Consider the following 20,371-nt stretch of genomic DNA (forward strand, 5'->3'; position numbering starts at 1 on the left):
TTTGCCTTGCCCTGCGGTCCAATTGAGGCCGAAGGAATCAGTGTGGGCGGCGCTTTGCCGGGGTACAACAGGATGTGGCGCAGGGGGCGCCGTTGCAGGCCGAGCCGAGTAGCGGTTCACTTCCCAGGCGGCGGGGTTCGGCATCTGCGATGCGCTCTTCGATGAGCTCCACGAGCATGTCAGTGAAAGTAGCCGTCGGGCCAGGTGTTGCGACACGCTCGATGACAATGTCGTGATGAGCCATTTCATCCTGTAGCTCAGCATCCAAATCCCAGGCGACCTCAACATGGTCCGAGATGAAGCCAATCGGGCACACTACTGCGGATCGAAGGCCTTGAGTGACCTCCGCTTCAACGTGGTCGACGATGTCAGGCTCCAACCACGGCACGTGCTCCGGGCCCGAGCGGGACTGCCAGACGAGGTCAAAGTCGGTGATACCGACTGCATCGGCGACGAGCCGCGCTGCTTCGTTGACCTGGCGAGAGTAAAGATTTCCGCCGAGCTCTACCGGCCCAGATGCCTTGTCCGCAGAGACCGGAATAGAGTGAGCGGTGAAAATAAGCCGGGCCTCGTCACGACGGTCATCCGGTAGCTTGGCAAACGCCTCACGCACGGCATCTGCATAGGCTTCTATAAAGAGCGGATGATCGTAGAAGCTCCGAATTTTCTCCATGTCAAAAGCACGGTCGCCCAGAGATTCGCGCATCCGAGCAATGTCTTCGTGATACTGGCGGCAACCGGAGTATCCGCCCCAGGCGCTAGTGGCGAATACGAGCGCTCGCTTAACGCCGTCATCAGCCATCTTTGCCGCGGTGTCTTCAGCCATCGGATGCCAATTGCGATTGCCGAAATAAACAGGCAAGTCATAGCCACGGCGAGTGAGCTCAGCCTTAAGGTTGGAGACAATTTCGCGGTTTAAATCGTTGAGCGGGGACTTACCGCCGAAGTGTGCATAGTGAGCACCGACCTCGTCCAACCTCTCCGGCGGAATTCCGCGGCCGCGGGTGACATTCTCCAGGAAGGGACGCACATCGGCCATCTTTTCGGGACCGCCGAAAGACAACAGCAAAATAGCGTCAAAATTATCAGAAGACATAGGCAACCAGTTTAGTAGCGCAGTCTGAGGACACCATAAGACGACTGTTCAATGCCCATGGTCTTCTGCCTGCTGGGTTCCATCCAATTGCTTTACGACGGCACCCTGACCCGGCCCTATTGCGGAATTCGACGATTGGTCACAAGCAGTGAGCCCACGGTCACTAGCAGCATCGCGAAGGCTGCGATCAGATAGGGCCTCGGATTCTCGGCCCGCTTGAGTTCGTAACCGATGTCATCCTCCAGTGAGCCATATGCATCGCGGAGCTGTTCGAGGGAACCGGCGCTGAAGAACTCACCTTTTGTTCGACGGGCGATTTCTCGCAGCGAATCGTCGTCGTTAGGCACTGGAATTAACTCGCCTTGAACCGTGATTGCGCCTTGCGCGGTACCGAACGAAATCGTGTTGACAGGCACCCCGGCCTTGGCGGCTTCGGCGGCGGCGGTATACGCGCCGCGGGGATCGTCCAGCTCTTGCGGGACGGTCTGTTTGCCGTCGGAAAGCAGCACAATTGTCGCTGGTGGGGCGCCTTCTCCCCCGCCCTGGACTGAGTCGCTGAACTGATTGATGGCATCGAGCGCGGCAGCGATGGCATCACCGGTAGCAGTCGCCTGATCTAACTCAGCAGCATGAAGGGCTCGATTCACGGTGTCATGGTTGGTAGTCGGGCTGACCGCAGTGCGAGCGCGGCCAGAGAACGTCACCAGGCCGATATTGAGGTCGTCGGGAAGGTTCTCCACGAACTCTTGGCCAGCTTCTTTAGCAGCAGTGATGCGGTCGGGCGCAACATCCGTGGCCGACATGGACAGCGAAACGTCGACCACCAACATGACAGTCGCTCGGTTGCGGGCGACTTTGGTCTCCGAAATCGGGCCGGCCAACGAAATGATGACCAGAACTAGAGACAACAGCGCACTGATAGCCACGACATGGCGTAGGCGTGCCGACGACTTATTCCCCAGTGACCCAACGATGGTGAAGTTGCCAAAGGCAATGGCACGTTGCTTTCGTTGCTTAGTGCTGATCCAATAGGCCACGGCTGCCACGAGAGGCAGAGCGAGCGCGAGCAGCCAACCTGGGTGCGCAAAAGTTGAGTTTAGGAACGTCATCGCGGTATCAGTTTCCTCACATCCAGTCGCCTAAACAGTCGCGTATAAACCAGTGGCTATAGCCGGTTAGTCGGTGGCCTAAAAATAGCACTAATAGGCGGTTACTCAGACGCTAATGTTGGCCAATTTGTCGGGCAAAATCCAGTACCCAATCGGAATCCGTACGCAAGGTAATAACGCGAGCACGGCATTTGCGTAGTTCATTGATTACACGCTCGTGGTGGGCACTAGCCTGAGCTGCGTACTCGGCGCGGGTTTTGTCGTTGATGTTGAGTTCAATGGTTTCACCAGTTGCTGAATCCGCCATGACCACCGGGCCATCGCCGGGTAAGGCTTCATCGGCTGGATCGACCAGGCGGATTGCCATAATCTCTGTCGAGGCCGAGGCAACGCGCAGCGGTCGCGCCCAATCGAGTGATCCAAGGAAGTCCGAGATAACAACCAACAACCCAGCGCGCGGAGCCTGGGTCATTACTGTGTCAATATCCGCGGCGAGATTATGCTCAGCGGTCGCGTCAGCCAAGCGCTTGAGCAGCATCAAGCTGTGGGCACGGCCCTGGCCCGCGGGCACTGGAGTGCCACCGGCGATTAATCCAGTTCGGGACCCCGGGGCGTCGTTAAGCATCGTTACAGCGCCGGCAGCGGCGGTGAGCAGATGTCGTTTGGTGGTATCGGCCAAGCCCGTGGACAGACGTGCGGCGGGTTCGGCGACGATCCAGCACTCCAGCTCGCGCTCGGCCTCGGAGGTGCGAACGTGCGGCACTCCAGTACGGGCTGTCACTGCCCAGTTCATCTGGCGAACATCATCGCCGATGACATATTCGCGGGAGCCAAGCGGCTCAGAGCCATCTCCAGTAGCGGTGGAAAGAAAGCTGCCGCGCAAAAGTCCGTTGAGCTTACGCGTAACAGTTAGCTCTAAGTACGCCAGGACGCGTGCAAGATCGTCTTCACGAGCTGACATTAGGAGGCAGTGCCCTCATCGGAGCCAGTGCCCGCGCCCTGGGGAAGGCGCACGTGAGACAACACGATGTCAATAATCCGTTCGGGAGTAACGCCATCGGCCAGGCCCTCATAGGACAGGACCAGGCGGTGACGCAGCACGTCGGGAAGCACGGAGACCACATCGTCCGGCACGACATAGTCGCGACCGGAAAACAGCGCGTGGGCGCGGGCAGCCGCGACAGCACCAAGGGTTGCACGCGGCGATGCGCCATAGGAAAGCCAGCGGTCGACATCCTTCAATTCCGCCCGCATCGGGTTACGGGTGAGTTCGATGACGGCCACGATGTAGTCAATCAGTGTGTGGTGGACAAAGACTTCGCGGGTAGCGCGCTGCAGTTCCCGAACACTCTCTGGGGTGAGAATCTGCTGCGCGACTGGAGGGGTGGCTCCCATACGGTAGACAATCTCCCGTTCTTCCGCCGGAGTGGGGTAACCCACGAGGACCTTGAATAGAAAACGGTCCCGCTGAGCCTCCGGCAGTGGGTAGACACCCTGGTTTTCAATTGGGTTTTGCGTGGCCAGGACCAAAAACGGCTCCGGTACTGGCGTGGACTCCCCTGCGATGGACACCTGGTGCTCTGCCATGACTTCCAGCAGTGCCGACTGCACCTTCGCCGGTGCGCGGTTGATTTCATCAGCGAGCACGATATTTGACATGACCGGGCCGGACTCGACAATGAACTCCGAGGTGTCCTGGCGGAAAATCCGGGTGCCGACAATATCCGATGGCACCAGATCCGGAGTGAACTGGATGCGGGAGTAGGAACCACCCATCACTTTGGCAAAAGTAGACACTGCCAGAGTTTTCGCAACACCCGGAACACCTTCGAGCAGGACATGACCTCCTGCGAGCATCGCGATAAAGAGCTGCTTGATTAGGTGCTCCTGGCCAACCACAACCTTCCCCAGCTCCGCGTATGCGCGCTCGAGGTCCGTGTGGTCAGTGGGCGTTGGGTAGGTCACAGAGAAACCCTTCTTTAGTTCGGTCGCCCGACCTGTAGAACACGTCGTTAGAAACTAGACGAGGCGGACAACGTTCGGTGTCATTCCGTTATAACGGACTGGCGAGATCTTAACCACAGAACCGGACTGTGGTGCCTCAATCATCTTGCCATCGCCCAGGTAGATAGCGACGTGGCCGTGACCATTCGGGCCCCAGAACAGCAGGTCACCACGCTTCATCTGAGATGCCGGGTAGTGCTTTCCGCGCTGGTACTGGTAGCCGGTGTAGTGAGGTAGGTCAATGCCAACAGCGGCGTAGGCGTACAGAGTCAGTCCCGAGCAGTCGAAACCAATCTTGTTGTAGTCGCCGTGGGAGTCAGCTACTCCGCCGTCACGGATGCCCTTGGTCGGGCCGTTGGCGTTGCCGCCGCCCCATGCGTATGGGACACCGAGCTGCCCCATCGCGCGTGCGATGACAGTCTCAACCTTCTGGCTGGAAGAACCCGAGGTGCTCTGACCGGTCTCCGGATTCGTCGGCGCCACAGTCTGTGCTGGGGTGCCGCTTGACGACGAGCTGCCGGTGCTAGACGATTCCGAAGTCTCGGTGGACTCAGAGGAGTCGGTAGATTCGGTCGTCTCAGAGGAACTGGTGGAGCCAGTCGAGCCAGAGGAGCTCGTAGAACCAGAGGAGCTGTTGGAACCAGTAGAGCTCGTAGAACTGTTGGAACCAGTGGAGCTCGTAGAACCAGAGGAGCTGTTGGAACCAGTGGAGCTAGAACTTTCATCCGTGGACTCAGAAGAGGAATCCTCTTCGGCCTGGTTCGCCTGGGCCTCGGCACGAGTCTTAGCTGCAGCTTCCTCAGCGGCCTTCTTGGCAGCGGCGTCTTCCGCTTCCTTGCGGGCCTGCTCGTTCTCATAATTCTGGCGCTGGGAATTCAGCTCGTTGACCGCATTACGGGCTGCGTCCAAAGATGCTTTTGCGGCATCGCGGTCAACTTGAGCCTGCTGGTAATCTGCTTGCTCCTTTTGAAGCTCCTGGTTTGCCTCGGAGTACGCGTTCTGAGCATCGGTGTTTCGCTGGTTTGCAGTCGCTTCCGCCTGCTGAGCCTCGTCACTCTTCTTGCGGAGTGCAGACTCCTGGTTGGCAGCCTCAGTTCGATTCTTGTCCAGAGAGTCAACGGTTTGCTCTTGACGGTCGGCTTCGCGACGCAAGGCGGACAGGCGATTAATAGCCTCGGATGTATCTCGCGCGCCCTCAAGAATCGAGCCGCTGGAACGTCCCTGGCGCATGATTGTGCGTGCCAGTTCGTCGAACTGCTTTTGTGCACTAGCGAGCTCAGCGCGAGAACGATCGAGCTGAGCGCGAGCCTCGTTGACCGCGTTGCGTGCACGGTTAGCGGCATCCCGGGCGTTTTCAAGGTCCACCATGGCCTTGTTGACGTCCTCGCGAAGAGTGCCCATGCGTAGCTCGAGGTCGGATACTCGGCGCTCGCTAGAAGTCACCTCGGCGACCAGGGACTGCAAGTACGACTCGGCGTTAGAGGCCGCCTCGCGCGCTTGGCGAATCTGGGCGTCACTCGGATTTAGTGGCTGTGCAACTGCAACCTGAGTGTTCGTCGCCAAAAGACCAGCCGTGATAATACCGGCAATTGGACGAGTCCAATATGATGCACGGACTTTGCGATTACTCGGCACCGCGTTACTCCTACATTTCTCCTATGGGGGCGTTCACGCCTCAGGTCCGACACCAGCGACTTCCCCATCGTTGGATATCTTCCTGTTGTTGTCTTCTAGTCTTGAGCGGAACTGTGCGAAACGTCGAACCGAAACAACGACCAAAAGCAACACCAGCGCTCCCGCGAGTTTTCTTTGGTCAATACTGGACCCTTGAGTCCACTATTGGCATCACGGAGCACTTTACGGGTCAAAAAGCTCTAAAAAAACATAAGTAACAAAATTACCAACCGTCCCCTACTTTGTAACCGTTTCGTTATACGTCGTGGCCTGCGGTTATGGCGGACCTTAGTTTTCTGTGTGAATTATGTCACTATCCGAAGGCTTGTCGGTGTGTCGAAGTATTGCAGGTAGTTATTTGGGGTACCGGGTATGAAAAAAGGTCAAGCCTTGATGCTTGACCTGTGAAATGTCGCTGACATCATTACGATGACTGCAACAGTGTTATCCAATTTAGGTGGAGCTTGTTTCTTCGCTGCTACCAGTTTGTGGGGCACTTACCCTATCTCTTGCCTGGGGATGGAAAACCGGGGCGGTGAATCTATTCGGTGGGGCTGACAAGCTTCAGTGCCCGTCGTAAAGCGATCCCTTAGGTGGTTGGGCGTGTACGTAGCCAGTAGAACGTCAGTCCAACGAAGAGTGCGACGATAACTACGCCTGCGATCAGGCTGTAAAGAGTCCATGGAACGACGTAGTTAGTAAGTTCGTGTAAGTAGGCATCTAGGCCCGCCGGATAGTCTCGAGGGGTCTCCATCATTGCGTGGTCGGCGCGTTCAATAGCTGCGCGGGGAAAATCGGCAGATGCGGTGGCCACATTGCCTGGCGTGCGCACAACAGTGGTTCCGCCGACTTGGTCTGCCACTTGGCGGGCAAAGGAAAAGATGTCCGTGTTCTTTTGCTCGGAAACGGGGTAAATCTTCTCGCTATCTAGGTAGATGATATTGAAATTGGGAACCCCCCGATTTGCGGCATCGTCGACAATTGGCTGGACCGCTTCTCGGAGCTGTGGGTTATTTGTCACGATGTTGTCGGTGCGGAGCTGAGCGACCGCCTTTTCGACGGTTTCTTTCGCTGCCTGTGAATCTGCTGGCGTATGCATTAACTGCCTTCCGTACGTGCTCCTGTTTTGCGTGAGAATGGTTTCCACGCGCCCCAATTTGGCGGAGATACTGCTTCGTTTGTCCTATCTATAATGGCCTGTCTTGGACGTGAACGGGGGTAGCTTGACTCGGCGCGCCGCGGGCAATCTACATACAGAACGTTCGTACTGTTATTGTTGATGCAAGGACGGTAACGCTTCCTTAAAAACGTGTGCGTGGGCTCGTGTGCCCCGCGTCGTGATTATTGCTTTAATTGGTTGATAAGGGGCGGCGTGATCGCACCTATGCCTTGTGGAGGGCCGAAATTCGAGTGCCGGTCTCTTCAGTTAAGGCGACAATTCACCCGAATAGAAATGGAGCTGACTGTGGCTGAAAGCAAGAACTCTTTCAACGCCCTGCGCAAGCTTGAGGTCGGAGACAAGTCCTATGACTACTTCGCTCTTGATGCCGTGCCGGGTATGGAGAAGCTGCCTTACTCGTTGAAGGTTCTCGGTGAGAACCTGCTGCGCAACGAAGATGGCGCCAACATCACTGAGGAGCACATCAAGGCTGTCGCCAACTGGGTTCCTTCCGCTGATCCGTCGATCGAGATTCAGTTCACCCCTGCTCGCGTTATTATGCAGGACTTCACTGGCGTCGCCTGTGTTGTTGACCTGGCTACCATGCGTGAGGCTGTTAAGACTCTCGGCGGCGACCCGGATCAGGTTAACCCGCTGAACCCGGCCGAGATGGTCATCGACCACTCGGTCATCATCGAGGCCTTCGGTAGCGAAGACGCTCTGGCTAAGAACGTCGAGATTGAGTACCAGCGTAATGATGAGCGCTACAAGTTCCTCCGCTGGGGTACTGGCGCATTCTCCAACTTCCGCGTTGTTCCTCCGGGAACCGGTATTGTCCACCAGGTCAACATCGAGTACCTGGCTCGCGTTGTCTTCGAGAACAACGGCCTGGCATACCCGGACACCTGTGTTGGTACTGACTCCCACACGACCATGCAGAACGGCCTGGGCATCCTGGGCTGGGGTGTCGGTGGTATTGAGGCTGAGGCCGCAATGCTTGGCCAGCCGATTTCCATGCTCATTCCGCGCGTCGTTGGCTTTAAGCTGACTGGCGACATTCAGCCGGGCGTTACCGCAACCGACGTTGTGCTCACCGTCACCGACATGCTGCGCCAGCACGGCGTCGTCGGCAAGTTCGTAGAGTTCTACGGCGCTGGCGTCTCCAAGCTGCCGCTGGCCAACCGTGCGACCATCGGTAACATGTCGCCGGAGTTCGGTTCCACCGCCGCAATCTTCCCGATCGACGATGAGACCGTCAAGTACCTGTCCCTGACTGGCCGCGACAAGGAGACCCTGGAGCGCGTCGAGGCTTACGCCAAGGCTCAGGGTATGTGGTTGGACGAGAACACTCCGGAGGCTGAGTACTCCGAGTACCTCGAGCTGGACCTGTCCACCGTCGTTCCGTCTATCGCTGGCCCGAAGCGCCCGCAGGACCGTATCGAGTTGGCTTCTGCCAAGGAGCAGTTCCGCAAGGACCTGCACAACTACTCCGACGGCGAGATCAAGGGTGCTGTCAAGGCTTCCGCACCGACCTCCGAGCTGGCCGCTGACTACAACGAGTCCCGCGAGGGACACGGCGAGTCCGCCGCTAACAGCGCTGAAGGTCGCCCGAGCTCCCCGATCACCGTCACTTCCCCGAAGGGCGGCGAGTACACGCTCGACCACGGTATGGTCGCTATCGCCTCCATCACCTCTTGTACCAACACCTCCAACCCGTCGGTCATGGTTGGCGCTGGTCTGTTGGCACGCAAGGCTGTCGAGAAGGGTCTGCAGGCTAAGCCGTGGGTCAAGACCATTTGTGCTCCGGGCTCCCAGGTTGTTAACGGCTACTTCAAGCGCGCTGACCTGTGGAAGGACCTCGAGGCTCTGGGCTTCTACCTGTCCGGTTTCGGTTGTGCAACCTGTATCGGTAACTCCGGTCCGCTGCCGGCTGAGATTTCCTCCGCCATCAACGAGGCCGACCTGGCTGCTACCGCGGTTCTGTCCGGTAACCGTAACTTCGAAGGCCGCATCTCCCCTGACGTGAAGATGAACTACCTGGCCTCCCCGATTCTGGTTATCGCTTACGCTATCGCCGGTACCATGGACTTCGACTTCGAAACCGATGCCCTGGGTCAGGACGCAGAGGGCAACGATGTCTTCCTGCGCGACATTTGGCCGTCCACCGAAGAAATCGAGGCCACCATCGAGGCTTCCATCTCCTCCGAGCTGTACGACGAGGACTACAAGGATGTCTTCGCTGGTGACGAGCGCTGGCAGAACCTGCCGACCCCGGAGGGCAAGACCTTCGCTTGGGACGACAAGTCCTCCTACATCCGCAAGGCACCGTACTTCGACGAGATGGAGATGGAGCCGGCACCAGTTTCCGATATCAAGGGCGCTCGCATCCTTGCTGCCCTGGGTGACTCGGTGACCACCGACCACATCTCCCCGGCTTCCTCCATTAAGCCGGGCACCCCGGCTGCTCAGTACCTCGACTCCATGGGTGTTGAGCGCAAGGACTACAACTCCCTGGGTTCCCGTCGTGGTAACCACGAAGTCATGGTGCGCGGCACCTTCGCTAACATCCGCCTGCAGAACCAGCTGCTTGACGGTGTTACCGGTGGCTACACCCGCGACTTCACCCAGGAGGGTGGTCCGCAGGCCTTCATCTACGACGCTGCCATGAACTACAAGGCGGCTGGCACTCCGCTGGTCGTCGTTGGTGGTAAGGAATACGGCACCGGTTCCTCCCGTGACTGGGCAGCCAAGGGCACCCTCCTGCTCGGCGTCAAGGCTGTTATCGCTGAGTCCTTCGAGCGTATTCACCGCTCGAACCTCATCGGCATGGGCGTTGTTCCGCTGCAGTTCCCTGAGGGTGAGTCCTGGAAGTCCCTGGGCATCGATGGCACTGAGACCTTCGACATCGCTGGTCTGGAGGAGCTGAACAACGGCTCCACTCCGAAGACCGTCAAGGTCACGGTTACCAAGGAAAACGGCGAGTCCTTCGACTTCGACGCTGTGGTCCGCATCGATACCCCCGGTGAGGCTGAGTACTACCGCCACGGCGGTATTCTGCAGTACGTCCTGCGCAACATGATCAAGGGCAACTAGTTTCCCTTCGACTCGTGCGCGCTAGGGCTTGTTGTAAGCAGCGCTTCTAGAGGCCGGTAGGTAGCGCTAGCCCGCGGATTCATACCCCACGGACTAGCGCCCTGCCGGCCTCGGGTTTCTCTACCCCAACCAAGATGAGGCTTGGGAAGTATAGGGATGGCGTTGCCACGTCATGCAGTGAAATATGCCCCCATGGGCGTCGCCGGCAAGAAAAGAGTTTCCTTATGCCAAAAGTGAGTAACCAGGATTTAGCTCAACGGCGGCACGAAATTCTCGACGGCGCGCGGCAGTGCTTTGCAGAATTCGGCTACGACGGCGCAACGGTCTCTCGTTTGGAGGCCACTACCGGTAAGTCTCGCGGTGCTATTTTCCATCACTTCGGATCCAAAGAAGGTCTGTTCTTAGCATTGGCCGAAGAAGATGCCGCAAATATGGCGGAAGTCGCGGAGTCTTCCGGATTAGTGGAAGTAATGCGGGATATCGTGGCGAACCCAGACAAGCATGGCTGGCTGGGAACTCGCCTCGAGATTGCCCGTCGCCTTCGCAGCGACCCGGAGTTTAAGGGCCAATGGTTGGGCCATCAGGATCAATTGGATGACGCTGTTGCCCACCGATTGACCCAGACATCTTCATCTGGCTCTCTACGGTCGGATTATTCGGTTCGCACGATGCAGCTTTTTCTCGAGCTGATGCTCGATGGCATCATCGTTCGTCTGGCATCTGGTCGCACTGTCGACGAATTGGATTCCGTGCTTGATTTAGTTGAAGACAGCTTACGGCGCAAGGACTAGCCACTCAGGCTAGGCCTGATAGTGTTCCGTACCACCCGCTCCCCTAAAACGGGAGCGGGTTTCGGCTTTCTACCGTGGATTTATCCCGTTTGACCGGTGAAGATGCATAGATTTCACTCAATATGGACTAAGCTGTCTATTTATGAGTGTGGGTAGGTTTTTGTTGGTGGCGCTCCGCCCCGCAGATGGTGCGGGGCAAGCCGAGTACCAGGACTTTCTGGATTCCACCGGGCTTGAGCCCAGCCAGTTGGATCTGTTTACCATCGACGCTGTCGGCGCTAAGTTGCCCGACCTGACCTCCTATGACGGAGTATTCGTCGGCGGCAGCCCATTTAACGTCACCGACCTAGAGCATTCGGGTCTGCAGAAGTATTCGCACGATGTGCTTTACGACGTACTTAGGAGTCCTGTCCCCGCACTGCTTATCTGCTACGGCGCTAGCTACACGGCCTTTACTTCGGGTGGTTTGGTTAACCTGTGTCACGGCGAAGTAGCGGGTTCTACCCGGGTAGAGCTCACCGAAGCTGCTACTCAGGATCCAATAGCTTCGGTGTTACCTCCGGCTTTTTATGCGTTGACTGGCCACAAGGAATCCGTTGCGGAACTTCCCAATCACGCAACTTTGCTTGCCACGGGTCCAACCTGTCCGGTGCAGATGTACTCGATCGGGTCGAATAACTGGGTTACCCAATTTCATCCGGAGATGAATGCTAACGGACTGCTCCGCAGAATGTCTTTCTACACCGACGTCGGTTACTTTGACCCGGAGGAAGTCGACGCGATTCGACTAAAGGTATCTGATGTGGACCTCCAGGCCGTTGCGTCAATCATCCCCCGATTTATGCACGTATGTACGCATGCTGCCAATCCGAGCATGCTAATGGTGCAGTAATCTCCGTCCCTTCCAGCTCCCCTTTTTTACGAAACTCTTTTCCCGCATATGTCTACCTCCGCCAAGCCCTTCCTCTTGCTTTCCACACGTGGCGAAGATGCCGCAGCTCACGCAGAACATCTCTCATTTGCCAGGAGATGTGGGTTGGCGCCGGCGAAGTTGCATCAAATTCGCCTGGAACAATCGCGTCCGGCCAATCTAAATCTTGATAACTACTCAGGAGTAATCGTTGGCGGAGGTCCCTTTAACGCCTCCGACGACGATAAGAGCTATCTACAAAAGGAAGTCGAGACCTGGTTTGACGATTTGCTGGCAGAAGTGCTCGAGCGAGATTTCCCCTTCTTCGGAGCTTGTTATGGTGTCGGTCTGCTCGGTACTGCTGGTCATGGCCGGGTCTCCCGCAAGTACGGGGAGCAGGCAGCTGTAATCGAAGTAGCTGCAACGCCGGATGGAGAAACAGACCCAATTCTTGAAGGTTTGCCAGCCCACTTTCACGCCATCGTAGGCCACAAGGAGGCCATCGAAGAGCTTCCTGGCGACGCTACATTGCTGGCAACTGGAAAGGACTGTCCAGTGCAGATGTTCCGGTTGGGTCACAATGCATATGCGACGCAGTTCCACCCGGAATTAGATGCCAACACGTTTGCCCAGCGTCTCCAGATTTACGCCAATCAGGGATACTATTTACCAGGAACAGATCTTGAAGCGGTATCGGCCGCGCGGCAGTTGGATGTTGCTCGAAGTGGACGAATTCTTCAGAATTTCGTTCGGCTTCATACCGCTTGTAGAGGCTGATTAGTTTTATCTAGTGGCAATAAGCAAAAGGAATGTGATTGTCGCATGGAGAGGTGGAATCCCGATTCGGCACTTGCCGGACAGTCACCATCAATTGAAATGTCTGTGCTGCGATCCGGCGCGATTATTATTGCCGTCACCGGATTTTTGTGGCAGATTGAATCGGCTATTCGTTCTGTCCCCTTAGAAAACTTTCTGAGCCACTGGTTCCCTTTTGCATCACTACTCATATTCATTCTCAGCGATATGTTGCTGATTTGGGCAGTGATCAATAATACGCGGCGAGGCCTTATTACTGCACTGCGTGTACCGATGTACATCATGTTGGTTTTCCTGATGTTGGTTTCAACCTATTGGGATCTGCCTCATAACCCCATTGGAAATGCACTCTGGTATAGCCCATTTTCAGGTTTGGCCCTCGCTGCATTTGCGCTGACGGTGCCACTCCACATCAGTTTGTCCGTGATGGTATTTGTTCCCGGACTTATTGCCGTCATTAATTCTTGGTTGCTGGGGCACACTTTTTGGCTCGACATGTTATCGGATGTCGGATTCAATCTCATCAACACTTTTCCATTTGTGATTATCGCGGGCTCTGCACAACCCGTCGCAAGGCTTATTGACTACACCTACGAGAATTCTCGGAAGGTCAATGAGAGAGCGGAGCGTATGCGTGTCCGCGGCGAGGCAATGAGTAGCTTCAACGCCTATGTCCATGACTATGTATTGGCCGCACTGTCTGCAATTGGTAAGGGCTCTAAGATTGACTTCTCGCTAGACGAGCAGACTGGGCTGTTTTTCTCGCCTCGGCAAACAGTAAGCGGTCGAACTTTTGCGGAGGCTGTACGGGCGCAATTGCTGTCGGTGAGCTCTGACATTTCGGTAACGCTAGATACCAGCGAAGAAGGCGGTCCAGTTCGTCTCCCAGGAGAAGTTGCTAACACGTTCCTATTAGCTGCAACTGAGGTGGCAAATAATGCCAAGCGTCATGCAGGTACCACGGCGGAAAAGAAGTGCCACATTCGTGTTGCCTCTGGCGAGGTCTGCATTGATTTTCGTGACGATGGCAGCGGGTTCGACCCCAAGGGAATTGACCCGCATCGTGCAGGTATTCGATTAAGCGTTAAAGGTCGAATGGAGGCCCTTCGTGGCGGAGATGCCGACGTTAAATCAAAACCTGGGAAAGGTACTCGGGTTATTCTCAGGTGGCACGGTAATACCTCTCCTGTGGAAGAGGAAGATGTAGTCGATTCCTCGGTTCATACGACATCGCTGTATGACCTCATGGGAATGTCAATTGTTTTTTCCTGGCAGTTCTACGGCGCGATCGTCGGTGTGTTGTTCATGGTCCTAGTCAGTAATGGGCAATTATTTACGACGGCAGGACAAATCAGCCTGGCGTTAGCAATCGTTCTTCTCGGACTGATTATGTATGGTCGCCATTCACAATTGCCGTTGAGTCGCGCAATTGCAATTGGTGTCGTAATTGTTGTTTTAGCTGGGGTTGGGCTTTACCAGACCATTCCAAACAATTTGGAATGGTCGTATTTCTGGCACTTTAGCTTAATTTCTTTTGCGTCTGCATTGCTCGCCATCCGCGGCCGACCCTGGGTTGCGCTGAATTCCGTACTCGGTGGCGCAATCCTGGTGGAGATACTCAAGTTCTTCCCCTTTTCCCCCTCGGATTCGACCCACATCAGTATCTCTGGAGTCGACCTGCTAGTTCGCTCCGTGATGCTGGTCGCTGGAATTTTGACGTCCATCATGGTCCACTTCTTTATGCGTACCGTTCCGCAGTCTATTCAGGATTATAATCGTGCGCTGTACGCTGCCGGTGCTGCCAAAGAGTACGAAATTAGCAGCCAGAGCAACTACGAATGGCTGCAGCGTCGGGTTGGTCCCATATTTAGCGCCGCTGCAGTTTTGGATAAACCGACCCCGCGATTGCAGCTGCGTGCGCGTCTCACAGAGCAGCTCCTCCGAGACGTTCTACGTTCGCCGCATCTAAATGTCGGGTCACTTCACCAAGCTGTTTGGGATGCGCGGGCCAGAGGCGTTCATGTCCGGCTCCTCGATGACCGTAATCACACGCAGGCCGTTACTGGTCGCACCGACGTGCGCCGTATTCCGCTTGTCGACGATGATTCCGCGGTGGCTAAGTTGATGCCGAACTTCCTCGAAGCAATCGATAACGCCGAAGAAGGATCGGTAACAATTCGTCTATTGCCCCCGGGCAGACGTGCATTTGCATCCATTTCTGATGACAATGGAGTGCAAAGGTTTGATGAAGCCGGTGAGAGGATAGTGATGTCACGTGACTAGGGAGAACATTGCGGGAATGAGCAATGCTTCCATCGACGTCTCGGCTGCAATTGACTCCGACAACATCGGAGACTACAGCGTGCAGTCGGATCGTTTGCTTCGCGTTGCTGCGATTGATGATCATGCCTTGACTCTGCAGGGGCTCGAAACCCTGCTGTCTGCAGAGCCAGACTTTGAGCTCGTCGGCTGTTATCAAACTGTGCCGGCACTACTGGCTGATGTGGGCACCGACGATCGCCTGGATGTGGTCGTGCTGGACCTGCGGCTGGCGGATAATTCAGATCCAGCGCAGAACGTGCTCTCGCTGGAATTGGTCACCGACCACGTGCTCATTCTCTCGTCAGCTGAAAGCCCCTACCTTGTCCGAAAGGCAGTGCGTACCGGAGTGATGGGGGTTGTTCAGAAATCGGAAACCCCGGAAACAGTCGTGTCTGCAGTACGGCTGGCGGCGCTTGGCAAGGGCGCGTTGACTACGGAATGGGCATCGGTAGTTGACTCTGATCCCCTGCTCGATTCTGTCGATTTGTCAGAACGCCAGCGTGAGGTACTGGAGCTCTACGCCTCCGGTGAGTCGACGAAGCGAGTCGCGTCGATGACAGGGCTGACACCGAATACCGTGTTGGACTACTTGGGTCGCATTCGAGCCAAGTATGCGGCAGCTGGCCGGGCCGAAAACAGCCTTAACAAGTCGGAGATGTATAGGCTCGCCCAGCAGGACGGTTACCTGCCTGGACCAATGGATCCGTCTTAAGCCAGCTCGACGATTTCCATGTAGTCGTCACTCCAGAGGTCTTCCGTGCCGTCGGGAAGCACGATGACGCGCTCGGGCTCTAACGCCTTGACCGCACCTGGATCGTGGGTAACCAGTACGACGGCCCCGGTGTATGTGCGCAGTGCGTCGAGCACCTGTTCGCGGGACTGAGGGTCGAGGTTGTTAGTGGGCTCGTCGAGAAGCAGGACGTTTGCGCGGGAGCTAACCAGCGTCGCCAGCGCTAGACGTGTCTTCTCACCACCGGAGAGGGTACCCGCTGGCTGCTGCAGCTTATCGCCGGAGAACATAAAGGCACCGAGCAGGCTCCGCAGTTCCGGCTCGTTGACGTCAGGGCAGGCGTAGACGGTGTTTTCCCAGACAGTCTTGTCCGGGTCAATCGTGTCATGTTCCTGGGCGAAGTAGCCGATGCGCAGGCCGTGGCCGGAGACAATGCCGCCTTCGCCATCGGTGCGCTCCACACCGGCGAGTAGCTTCAGCAGCGTCGTCTTACCAGCACCATTGAAGCCGAGGACAACCACGCGGGAGCCCTTGTCAATCGCAAGATCCACACCGGCGAAGACTTCCAACGAGCCATACATCTTGGTCAGTCCCGTGGCGTTGAGTGGAGTCTTGCCACAGGGCGCCGGCTCTGGGAAGGAAATGTGAGCCACCTTATCCTCGACGCGGACCTCGTCGAGACTGTTCATCATGCGCTCAGCACGAGCCACCATCTGCTTGGCTGCACGGGCCTTCGTTGCCTTCGCGCCTAGCTTCTCGGCTTGCTTGCGCAGTGCGCTGGCTTTCTTCTCCGCGTTAGCGAACTCGCGGCGACGTCGAGCCTCATCGGTCGCGCGTGCCGACAGGTAGTTCTTCCAGCCCATGTTGTACACATCAGCTTCGGCGCGCACCGCGTCGAGGAACCAGACTTTGTTACACACGGCCTCGAGCAGCTCGACATCGTGCGAGATCATAATCAAGCCGCCCTCATGCTTGCTGAGGAATTCGCGGAGCCAGGCAATCGAATCCGCATCGAGGTGGTTCGTCGGCTCGTCGAGAAGCAGTGTCGTGGCGGACTTGCCTGAGCCTTCGGTAGCGGCGAAGAGAATCTGAGCAAGTTCGACACGGCGGCGCTGACCACCCGAGAGCGTCTTCAGAGGCTGGTCGAGTATGCGCTCCGGCAACCCCAGTGCGTCGCAAATGCGGGCTGCCTCGGCGTTCGCCTCGTAACCGCCGAGATCGTGGTAGCGCTCCTCGAGACGCGAAAACTTCCTAATCGCCGCATCGCGCTTCGTGTCAGTGGTCGCGGTTTCCATAATCTCCTGTTGGCGATCCATGCTGCGGCGGATTTGGTCAAGGCCTCGCGCCGACAGCACACGGTCGCGGGCGGAGATGTCGATGTTGCCCTCGCGCGAGTCCTGTGGCAGGTATCCAATCGAGCCGGAGCGCACTACTGAGCCGCCATAGGGTTCAGTTTCGCCGGAGAGAATACGCATAGTCGTCGTTTTGCCAGCACCATTTCGCCCGACGAGTCCAATCCGGTCTCCCGGCTGGACACGCAGCTGCTCACCCGGCGCGGTGAGCAGGGTACGGGCGCCGACTCGGACTTCAAGGTCATGGGTCACAATCACGAACGAGTAGCCTACCAGTTATGACTTCATTTCCCGTGACCGCCTCCGTCGTCGGCCTCGGGCCCGCCGGAAGAATCGCCGCCCACCGCGCATCCGCTCGCGGCTGGGACGTGACCGCTTACGACCCCGCCGGTGGCACACTGCCCTCGACGATTGGTCTCTGGTGCGACCAACTCCCCGACTGGTTGCCCAGCGATTTCCTCGCCGCCACTTTTCAACCCAGCGTCATTCTTGTCGACGGCGCCGAACGTCAGCTCACCCGCACTTACGGCGTTGTTAACAACGACTGCCTGCAAAAACTTGGCGGTTTCCACATCGAACGCCGCGTGCTCACCGATCCCGAATCCACGGGTGCTGACATCACGATCGTCACCACCGGGCGGACACACGCCGCAGTCGGGCGAGGTGGGCAGGTACGGCAGCTTGCCATCGGGCACGTCTTTTCGCTTGACGACGTCCCCAGCGCCCACCGCCGCGCAGTCCTCATGGACTTCACTCCAGCAGACCTGAATGCCCCAGAGACAGAGCCGGCTAGTTTCTCCTATCGCATTTTCTTGGATGACAGGACCTTCCTCATTGAAGAGACCATCCTCGCTACTCCGACTCCTATGGTTGGCGGGCATCTCGTCGAAACCGGTGCGGCAGTCGGCACCGGCGGTAAGGCCGATGACACCGTACTTCTAGAGCTGTTGCGTAGACGCCAAAATGCACGGTTGAAGTCTCTGGAGCTCTCGGAAGATCTGGCCATTGACGAAGAAGTGGTGTCCTTTCCCCTACTGGCAAACTTTCCCTCTCGCCGCGGTGACTTGACGCACAACGGACCATCCATGGGCACCCGCTTCGGCTTTGCCGGCGGTTGGATGAATCCTGCCACTGGTTACTCGGTGGGCTCGGTTATCGCAGATGTCGACCGTTTCTTGGCCGATATGGAAAAGAAGGGAAGCCGGTCGCTGGGGACGTCGTTAAGCATGCGATTGCAGCGATGGTTACGCGAACGTGGACTCGCGGCGTTGCTGGGGTTCGATGCACGACAGACGGGTGCGTTTTTTCGGGCGTTCTTTTCGTTGCCGGAGAAGGACGTGTTTGCCTATTTGATAGGGACATCCCCACTGACGACGCTTCGCGCTATGGCGAAAGTGGCCGTGCCTTTGCTGAAAATGAGTCCGCGTACGTGCGGAAAGCTCATCACAGGGTTTATGCGGGGACCTGGGAGATGGAGAACTCGTTGACGGGGCGTATAGCTGCCAGCCGATTTGTGGGGTGATACCAACAATTAAAGCGGTGTGGTTTTTGCATTCAACGGAGTGGAAACGCTTATGATAAATGAATGACTTCGACGCAATCTGAGGAGACTTCCTCACACAACCATAAGCTTCAGCGCAGGCTGAGAGCTCGCCACTTGAACATGATTGCCATTGGCGGGGCCATTGGTACGGGTCTTTTTGTTGCCTCCGGTGCGACCATTTCACAGGCCGGTCCAGGCGGCGCGCTCATCGCTTACGCCCTTATCGGCATCATGGTGTGGCTGGTTATGCAGTCTCTCGGCGAGATGGCCGCCTACCTGCCGGTGCCCGGTTCCTTTCAAGAGTACGGTCGCCGATACGTCTCAGAATCCTTCGGCTTTGCCATGGGCTGGAACTACTGGTTTAACTGGGCGATTACTGTGGCTGCAGAGCTCGTCGCTGCTGCACTGGTGATGCGCTATTGGTTCCCGGATGTGCCTTCAATTATCTGGTCCGCGCTCTTCCTCGCGATTCTATTCGGGCTGAATGCCTTGTCTGCACGTGCATTCGGCGAAGGTGAGTTCTGGTTTGCGACCATCAAGGTCATCACCGTCGTTGTCTTTCTTGTTCTGGGCATCGGCATGATCTTCGGCATCTTGGGTGGGGCCTCCCCTGGCTTCGAAAACTGGACCACGGGTGAGGCGCCGTTTGTCGATGGCGGAATGGGACTGCTGGCTGTTTTCGTCGTAGCCGGCTACTCCTTCCAGGGCACCGAGATGGTTGGTGTTGCGGCAGGTGAGGCTGAGGATCCTGAACGCACGATCCCGCGTGCGATTCGCACAATCTTCTGGCGCATTCTGCTGTTTTACATCGGGGCCATCGCTGTCATCGGTTTCCTTATTGCGTACACGGACCCGAATCTTCTGAACGCCACCGAGGACAACATCTCCATTTCACCGTTCACCCTGGTCTTTGAACGCGCTGGTATCGCGATTGCCGCTGGCCTGATGAACGCCGTTATTCTGACCTCGGTGTTGTCCGCAGGTAACTCCGGTATGTATGTGTCCACTCGTATGCTGTTTTCCCTGGCCCGTCAAGGACACGCTCCGCGTTACTTCGGCAAGCTTTCCGGGCACGGCGTTCCGCTGCGCGCTCTGATTGCCACCGCTGTCATCGGTATGGCTGGCTTCATTACTTCATTGGTAGGCGATGGTGCGGCGTACACTTTCTTGCTGACGCTCTCTGCCCTCGCGGGCTTTATCACCTGGTTTGGTATCTCTTTCAGCCACTACCGCTTCCGCAAGTGTCTGAAGGCCCAGAATATCCCGTTAGATTCCCTTCCCTACCAGGCAAAATTTTTCCCTGCCGGTGCCGTTCTGGCACTGATAATGTGTTTCTTTGTAGTGGCCGGACAGGCACTTGACCCGATTCGCACTGGCGAGAATATCTTCGCTATCCTCACTCCGTACCTGGGCATTCCGGTCTTCATCCTGCTGTGGTTCATCCATAAGAAGGTCACGGGCTCCAAGCTCGTTGACCCGGCCACCGCAGACATGAGTCGCGAATAGCTGCGAATGGCTGTGAATAGATGCGAGTAGTTATGCATCTCGCATCGAACCCTCACGACTCGGATTAGTAGTCGAAGACAATAGCGACCCCACTTGGCACTCTTTTAGCGCCAGGTGGGGTCGCTTTTTAACTCCAAATCGGACAATCCCAAAAAATTTACGGGCTGCACGTGTGAATACGCGGCTGCACATGTGAAACTGTGCGAGTTTATGACACTTTCAGGCCATTTTTCGGGCCATTTTTGACATAAACGCAGTCAGTAACT

15 protein-coding genes are annotated in these 20,371 nt (G+C 56.8%); 8 read left to right on the forward strand and 7 right to left on the reverse strand.

Going from position 1 to position 20,371, the window contains the following annotated elements:
- Nucleotides 1–37: 37 nt before the first annotated feature.
- The 6 genes from HMPREF2708_RS02725 to HMPREF2708_RS02750 all read right to left on the reverse strand — a co-directional run bounded on the left by HMPREF2708_RS02725 (nucleotide 38) and on the right by HMPREF2708_RS02750 (nucleotide 6,982).
- Nucleotides 38–1,096 carry a ferrochelatase gene (locus HMPREF2708_RS02725; protein ID WP_070832005.1) on the reverse strand — a complete coding sequence of 353 codons (1,059 nt, stop codon included), beginning with the start codon at nucleotides 1,094–1,096 and terminating at the stop codon, nucleotides 38–40.
- 116 nt (nucleotides 1,097–1,212) lie between these two features.
- Nucleotides 1,213–2,205, reverse strand: a complete 993-nt coding sequence (locus tag HMPREF2708_RS02730) for a VWA domain-containing protein (RefSeq protein ID WP_070832008.1) — start codon at nucleotides 2,203–2,205, stop codon at nucleotides 1,213–1,215.
- 112 nt (nucleotides 2,206–2,317) lie between these two features.
- Nucleotides 2,318–3,166, reverse strand: coding sequence for a DUF58 domain-containing protein (locus HMPREF2708_RS02735; RefSeq protein ID WP_070832011.1), 849 nt, complete (start codon nucleotides 3,164–3,166; stop codon nucleotides 2,318–2,320).
- Nucleotides 3,166–4,170, reverse strand: coding sequence for an AAA family ATPase (locus HMPREF2708_RS02740; RefSeq protein WP_070832014.1), 1,005 nt, complete (start codon nucleotides 4,168–4,170; stop codon nucleotides 3,166–3,168). The genes HMPREF2708_RS02735 and HMPREF2708_RS02740 overlap by 1 nt, the downstream gene beginning before the upstream one ends.
- A gap of 54 nt (nucleotides 4,171–4,224) precedes the next feature.
- On the reverse strand, nucleotides 4,225–5,844 hold the full coding sequence (locus tag HMPREF2708_RS02745; protein ID WP_070832017.1) for a DIP1281 family NlpC/P60 protein: 1,620 nt from the start codon (nucleotides 5,842–5,844) through the stop codon (nucleotides 4,225–4,227).
- Between the two features lie 628 nt (nucleotides 5,845–6,472).
- The gene (locus HMPREF2708_RS02750) at nucleotides 6,473–6,982 is read right to left on the reverse strand and encodes an Rv1476 family membrane protein (protein WP_038625409.1); all 510 of its coding nucleotides are present in this window, start codon (nucleotides 6,980–6,982) and stop codon (nucleotides 6,473–6,475) included.
- A 366-nt stretch (nucleotides 6,983–7,348) separates the two neighbouring features.
- Between HMPREF2708_RS02750 and acnA the strand changes: the two genes are divergently transcribed.
- The 6 genes from acnA to HMPREF2708_RS02780 all read left to right on the forward strand — a co-directional run bounded on the left by acnA (nucleotide 7,349) and on the right by HMPREF2708_RS02780 (nucleotide 15,686).
- Entirely contained in the window at nucleotides 7,349–10,135 is a 2,787-nt protein-coding gene (gene acnA / locus HMPREF2708_RS02755) for an aconitate hydratase AcnA (protein ID WP_083321856.1), read from the forward strand.
- A 224-nt stretch (nucleotides 10,136–10,359) separates the two neighbouring features.
- Nucleotides 10,360–10,926 carry a TetR/AcrR family transcriptional regulator gene (locus HMPREF2708_RS02760; RefSeq protein WP_038625405.1) on the forward strand — a complete coding sequence of 189 codons (567 nt, stop codon included), beginning with the start codon at nucleotides 10,360–10,362 and terminating at the stop codon, nucleotides 10,924–10,926.
- Nucleotides 10,927–11,068: 142 nt separating this feature from the next.
- Nucleotides 11,069–11,818 carry a glutamine amidotransferase-related protein gene (locus tag HMPREF2708_RS02765; protein WP_070832023.1) on the forward strand — a complete coding sequence of 250 codons (750 nt, stop codon included), beginning with the start codon at nucleotides 11,069–11,071 and terminating at the stop codon, nucleotides 11,816–11,818.
- 48 nt (nucleotides 11,819–11,866) lie between these two features.
- A complete protein-coding gene (locus HMPREF2708_RS02770) occupies nucleotides 11,867–12,613 on the forward strand; it encodes a glutamine amidotransferase (RefSeq protein WP_083321847.1) in 747 nt (248 codons plus the stop codon).
- A gap of 45 nt (nucleotides 12,614–12,658) precedes the next feature.
- Nucleotides 12,659–14,935, forward strand: a complete 2,277-nt coding sequence (locus HMPREF2708_RS02775) for a sensor histidine kinase (RefSeq protein WP_070832029.1) — start codon at nucleotides 12,659–12,661, stop codon at nucleotides 14,933–14,935.
- Nucleotides 14,928–15,686, forward strand: coding sequence for a response regulator transcription factor (locus HMPREF2708_RS02780; protein WP_224786551.1), 759 nt, complete (start codon nucleotides 14,928–14,930; stop codon nucleotides 15,684–15,686). The genes HMPREF2708_RS02775 and HMPREF2708_RS02780 overlap by 8 nt, the downstream gene beginning before the upstream one ends.
- Here the strand turns inward: HMPREF2708_RS02780 and HMPREF2708_RS02785 are convergent.
- Complete coding sequence (locus tag HMPREF2708_RS02785) at nucleotides 15,683–17,314, reverse strand: ABC-F family ATP-binding cassette domain-containing protein (RefSeq protein WP_070832032.1); 1,632 nt, start codon at nucleotides 17,312–17,314, stop codon at nucleotides 15,683–15,685. The two genes, HMPREF2708_RS02780 and HMPREF2708_RS02785, sit on opposite strands and share 4 nt — an antisense overlap.
- Nucleotides 17,315–17,334: 20 nt before the next feature.
- Between HMPREF2708_RS02785 and HMPREF2708_RS02790 the strand changes: the two genes are divergently transcribed.
- Both HMPREF2708_RS02790 and HMPREF2708_RS02795 read left to right on the forward strand, forming a co-directional pair.
- The gene (locus HMPREF2708_RS02790) at nucleotides 17,335–18,543 is read left to right on the forward strand and encodes a lycopene cyclase family protein (RefSeq protein WP_070832036.1); all 1,209 of its coding nucleotides are present in this window, start codon (nucleotides 17,335–17,337) and stop codon (nucleotides 18,541–18,543) included.
- A gap of 98 nt (nucleotides 18,544–18,641) precedes the next feature.
- Nucleotides 18,642–20,105 carry an amino acid permease gene (locus HMPREF2708_RS02795; RefSeq protein WP_070832039.1) on the forward strand — a complete coding sequence of 488 codons (1,464 nt, stop codon included), beginning with the start codon at nucleotides 18,642–18,644 and terminating at the stop codon, nucleotides 20,103–20,105.
- The last annotated feature ends 266 nt before the right edge of the window (nucleotides 20,106–20,371 follow it).

The organism is Corynebacterium sp. HMSC073H12 (assembly GCF_001837775.1).
Classification (GTDB): Bacteria; Actinomycetota; Actinomycetes; order Mycobacteriales; family Mycobacteriaceae; genus Corynebacterium; species Corynebacterium amycolatum.

Bases quoted from the DNA above. Each gene is read 5' to 3' on its own strand.
- HMPREF2708_RS02725 (WP_070832005.1), bottom strand. From the start codon at position 1,096: ATGTCTTCTGATAATTTTGACGCTATTTTGCTGTTGTCTTTCGGCGGT.
- HMPREF2708_RS02730 (WP_070832008.1), bottom strand. From the start codon at position 2,205: ATGACGTTCCTAAACTCAACTTTTGCGCACCCAGGTTGGCTGCTCGCG.
- HMPREF2708_RS02735 (WP_070832011.1), bottom strand. From the start codon at position 3,166: ATGTCAGCTCGTGAAGACGATCTTGCACGCGTCCTGGCGTACTTAGAG.
- HMPREF2708_RS02750 (WP_038625409.1), bottom strand. From the start codon at position 6,982: ATGCATACGCCAGCAGATTCACAGGCAGCGAAAGAAACCGTCGAAAAG.
- HMPREF2708_RS02760 (WP_038625405.1), top strand. From the start codon at position 10,360: ATGCCAAAAGTGAGTAACCAGGATTTAGCTCAACGGCGGCACGAAATT.
- HMPREF2708_RS02765 (WP_070832023.1), top strand. From the start codon at position 11,069: ATGAGTGTGGGTAGGTTTTTGTTGGTGGCGCTCCGCCCCGCAGATGGT.
- HMPREF2708_RS02770 (WP_083321847.1), top strand. From the start codon at position 11,867: ATGTCTACCTCCGCCAAGCCCTTCCTCTTGCTTTCCACACGTGGCGAA.
- HMPREF2708_RS02775 (WP_070832029.1), top strand. From the start codon at position 12,659: ATGGAGAGGTGGAATCCCGATTCGGCACTTGCCGGACAGTCACCATCA.
- HMPREF2708_RS02790 (WP_070832036.1), top strand. From the start codon at position 17,335: ATGACTTCATTTCCCGTGACCGCCTCCGTCGTCGGCCTCGGGCCCGCC.
- HMPREF2708_RS02795 (WP_070832039.1), top strand. From the start codon at position 18,642: ATGACTTCGACGCAATCTGAGGAGACTTCCTCACACAACCATAAGCTT.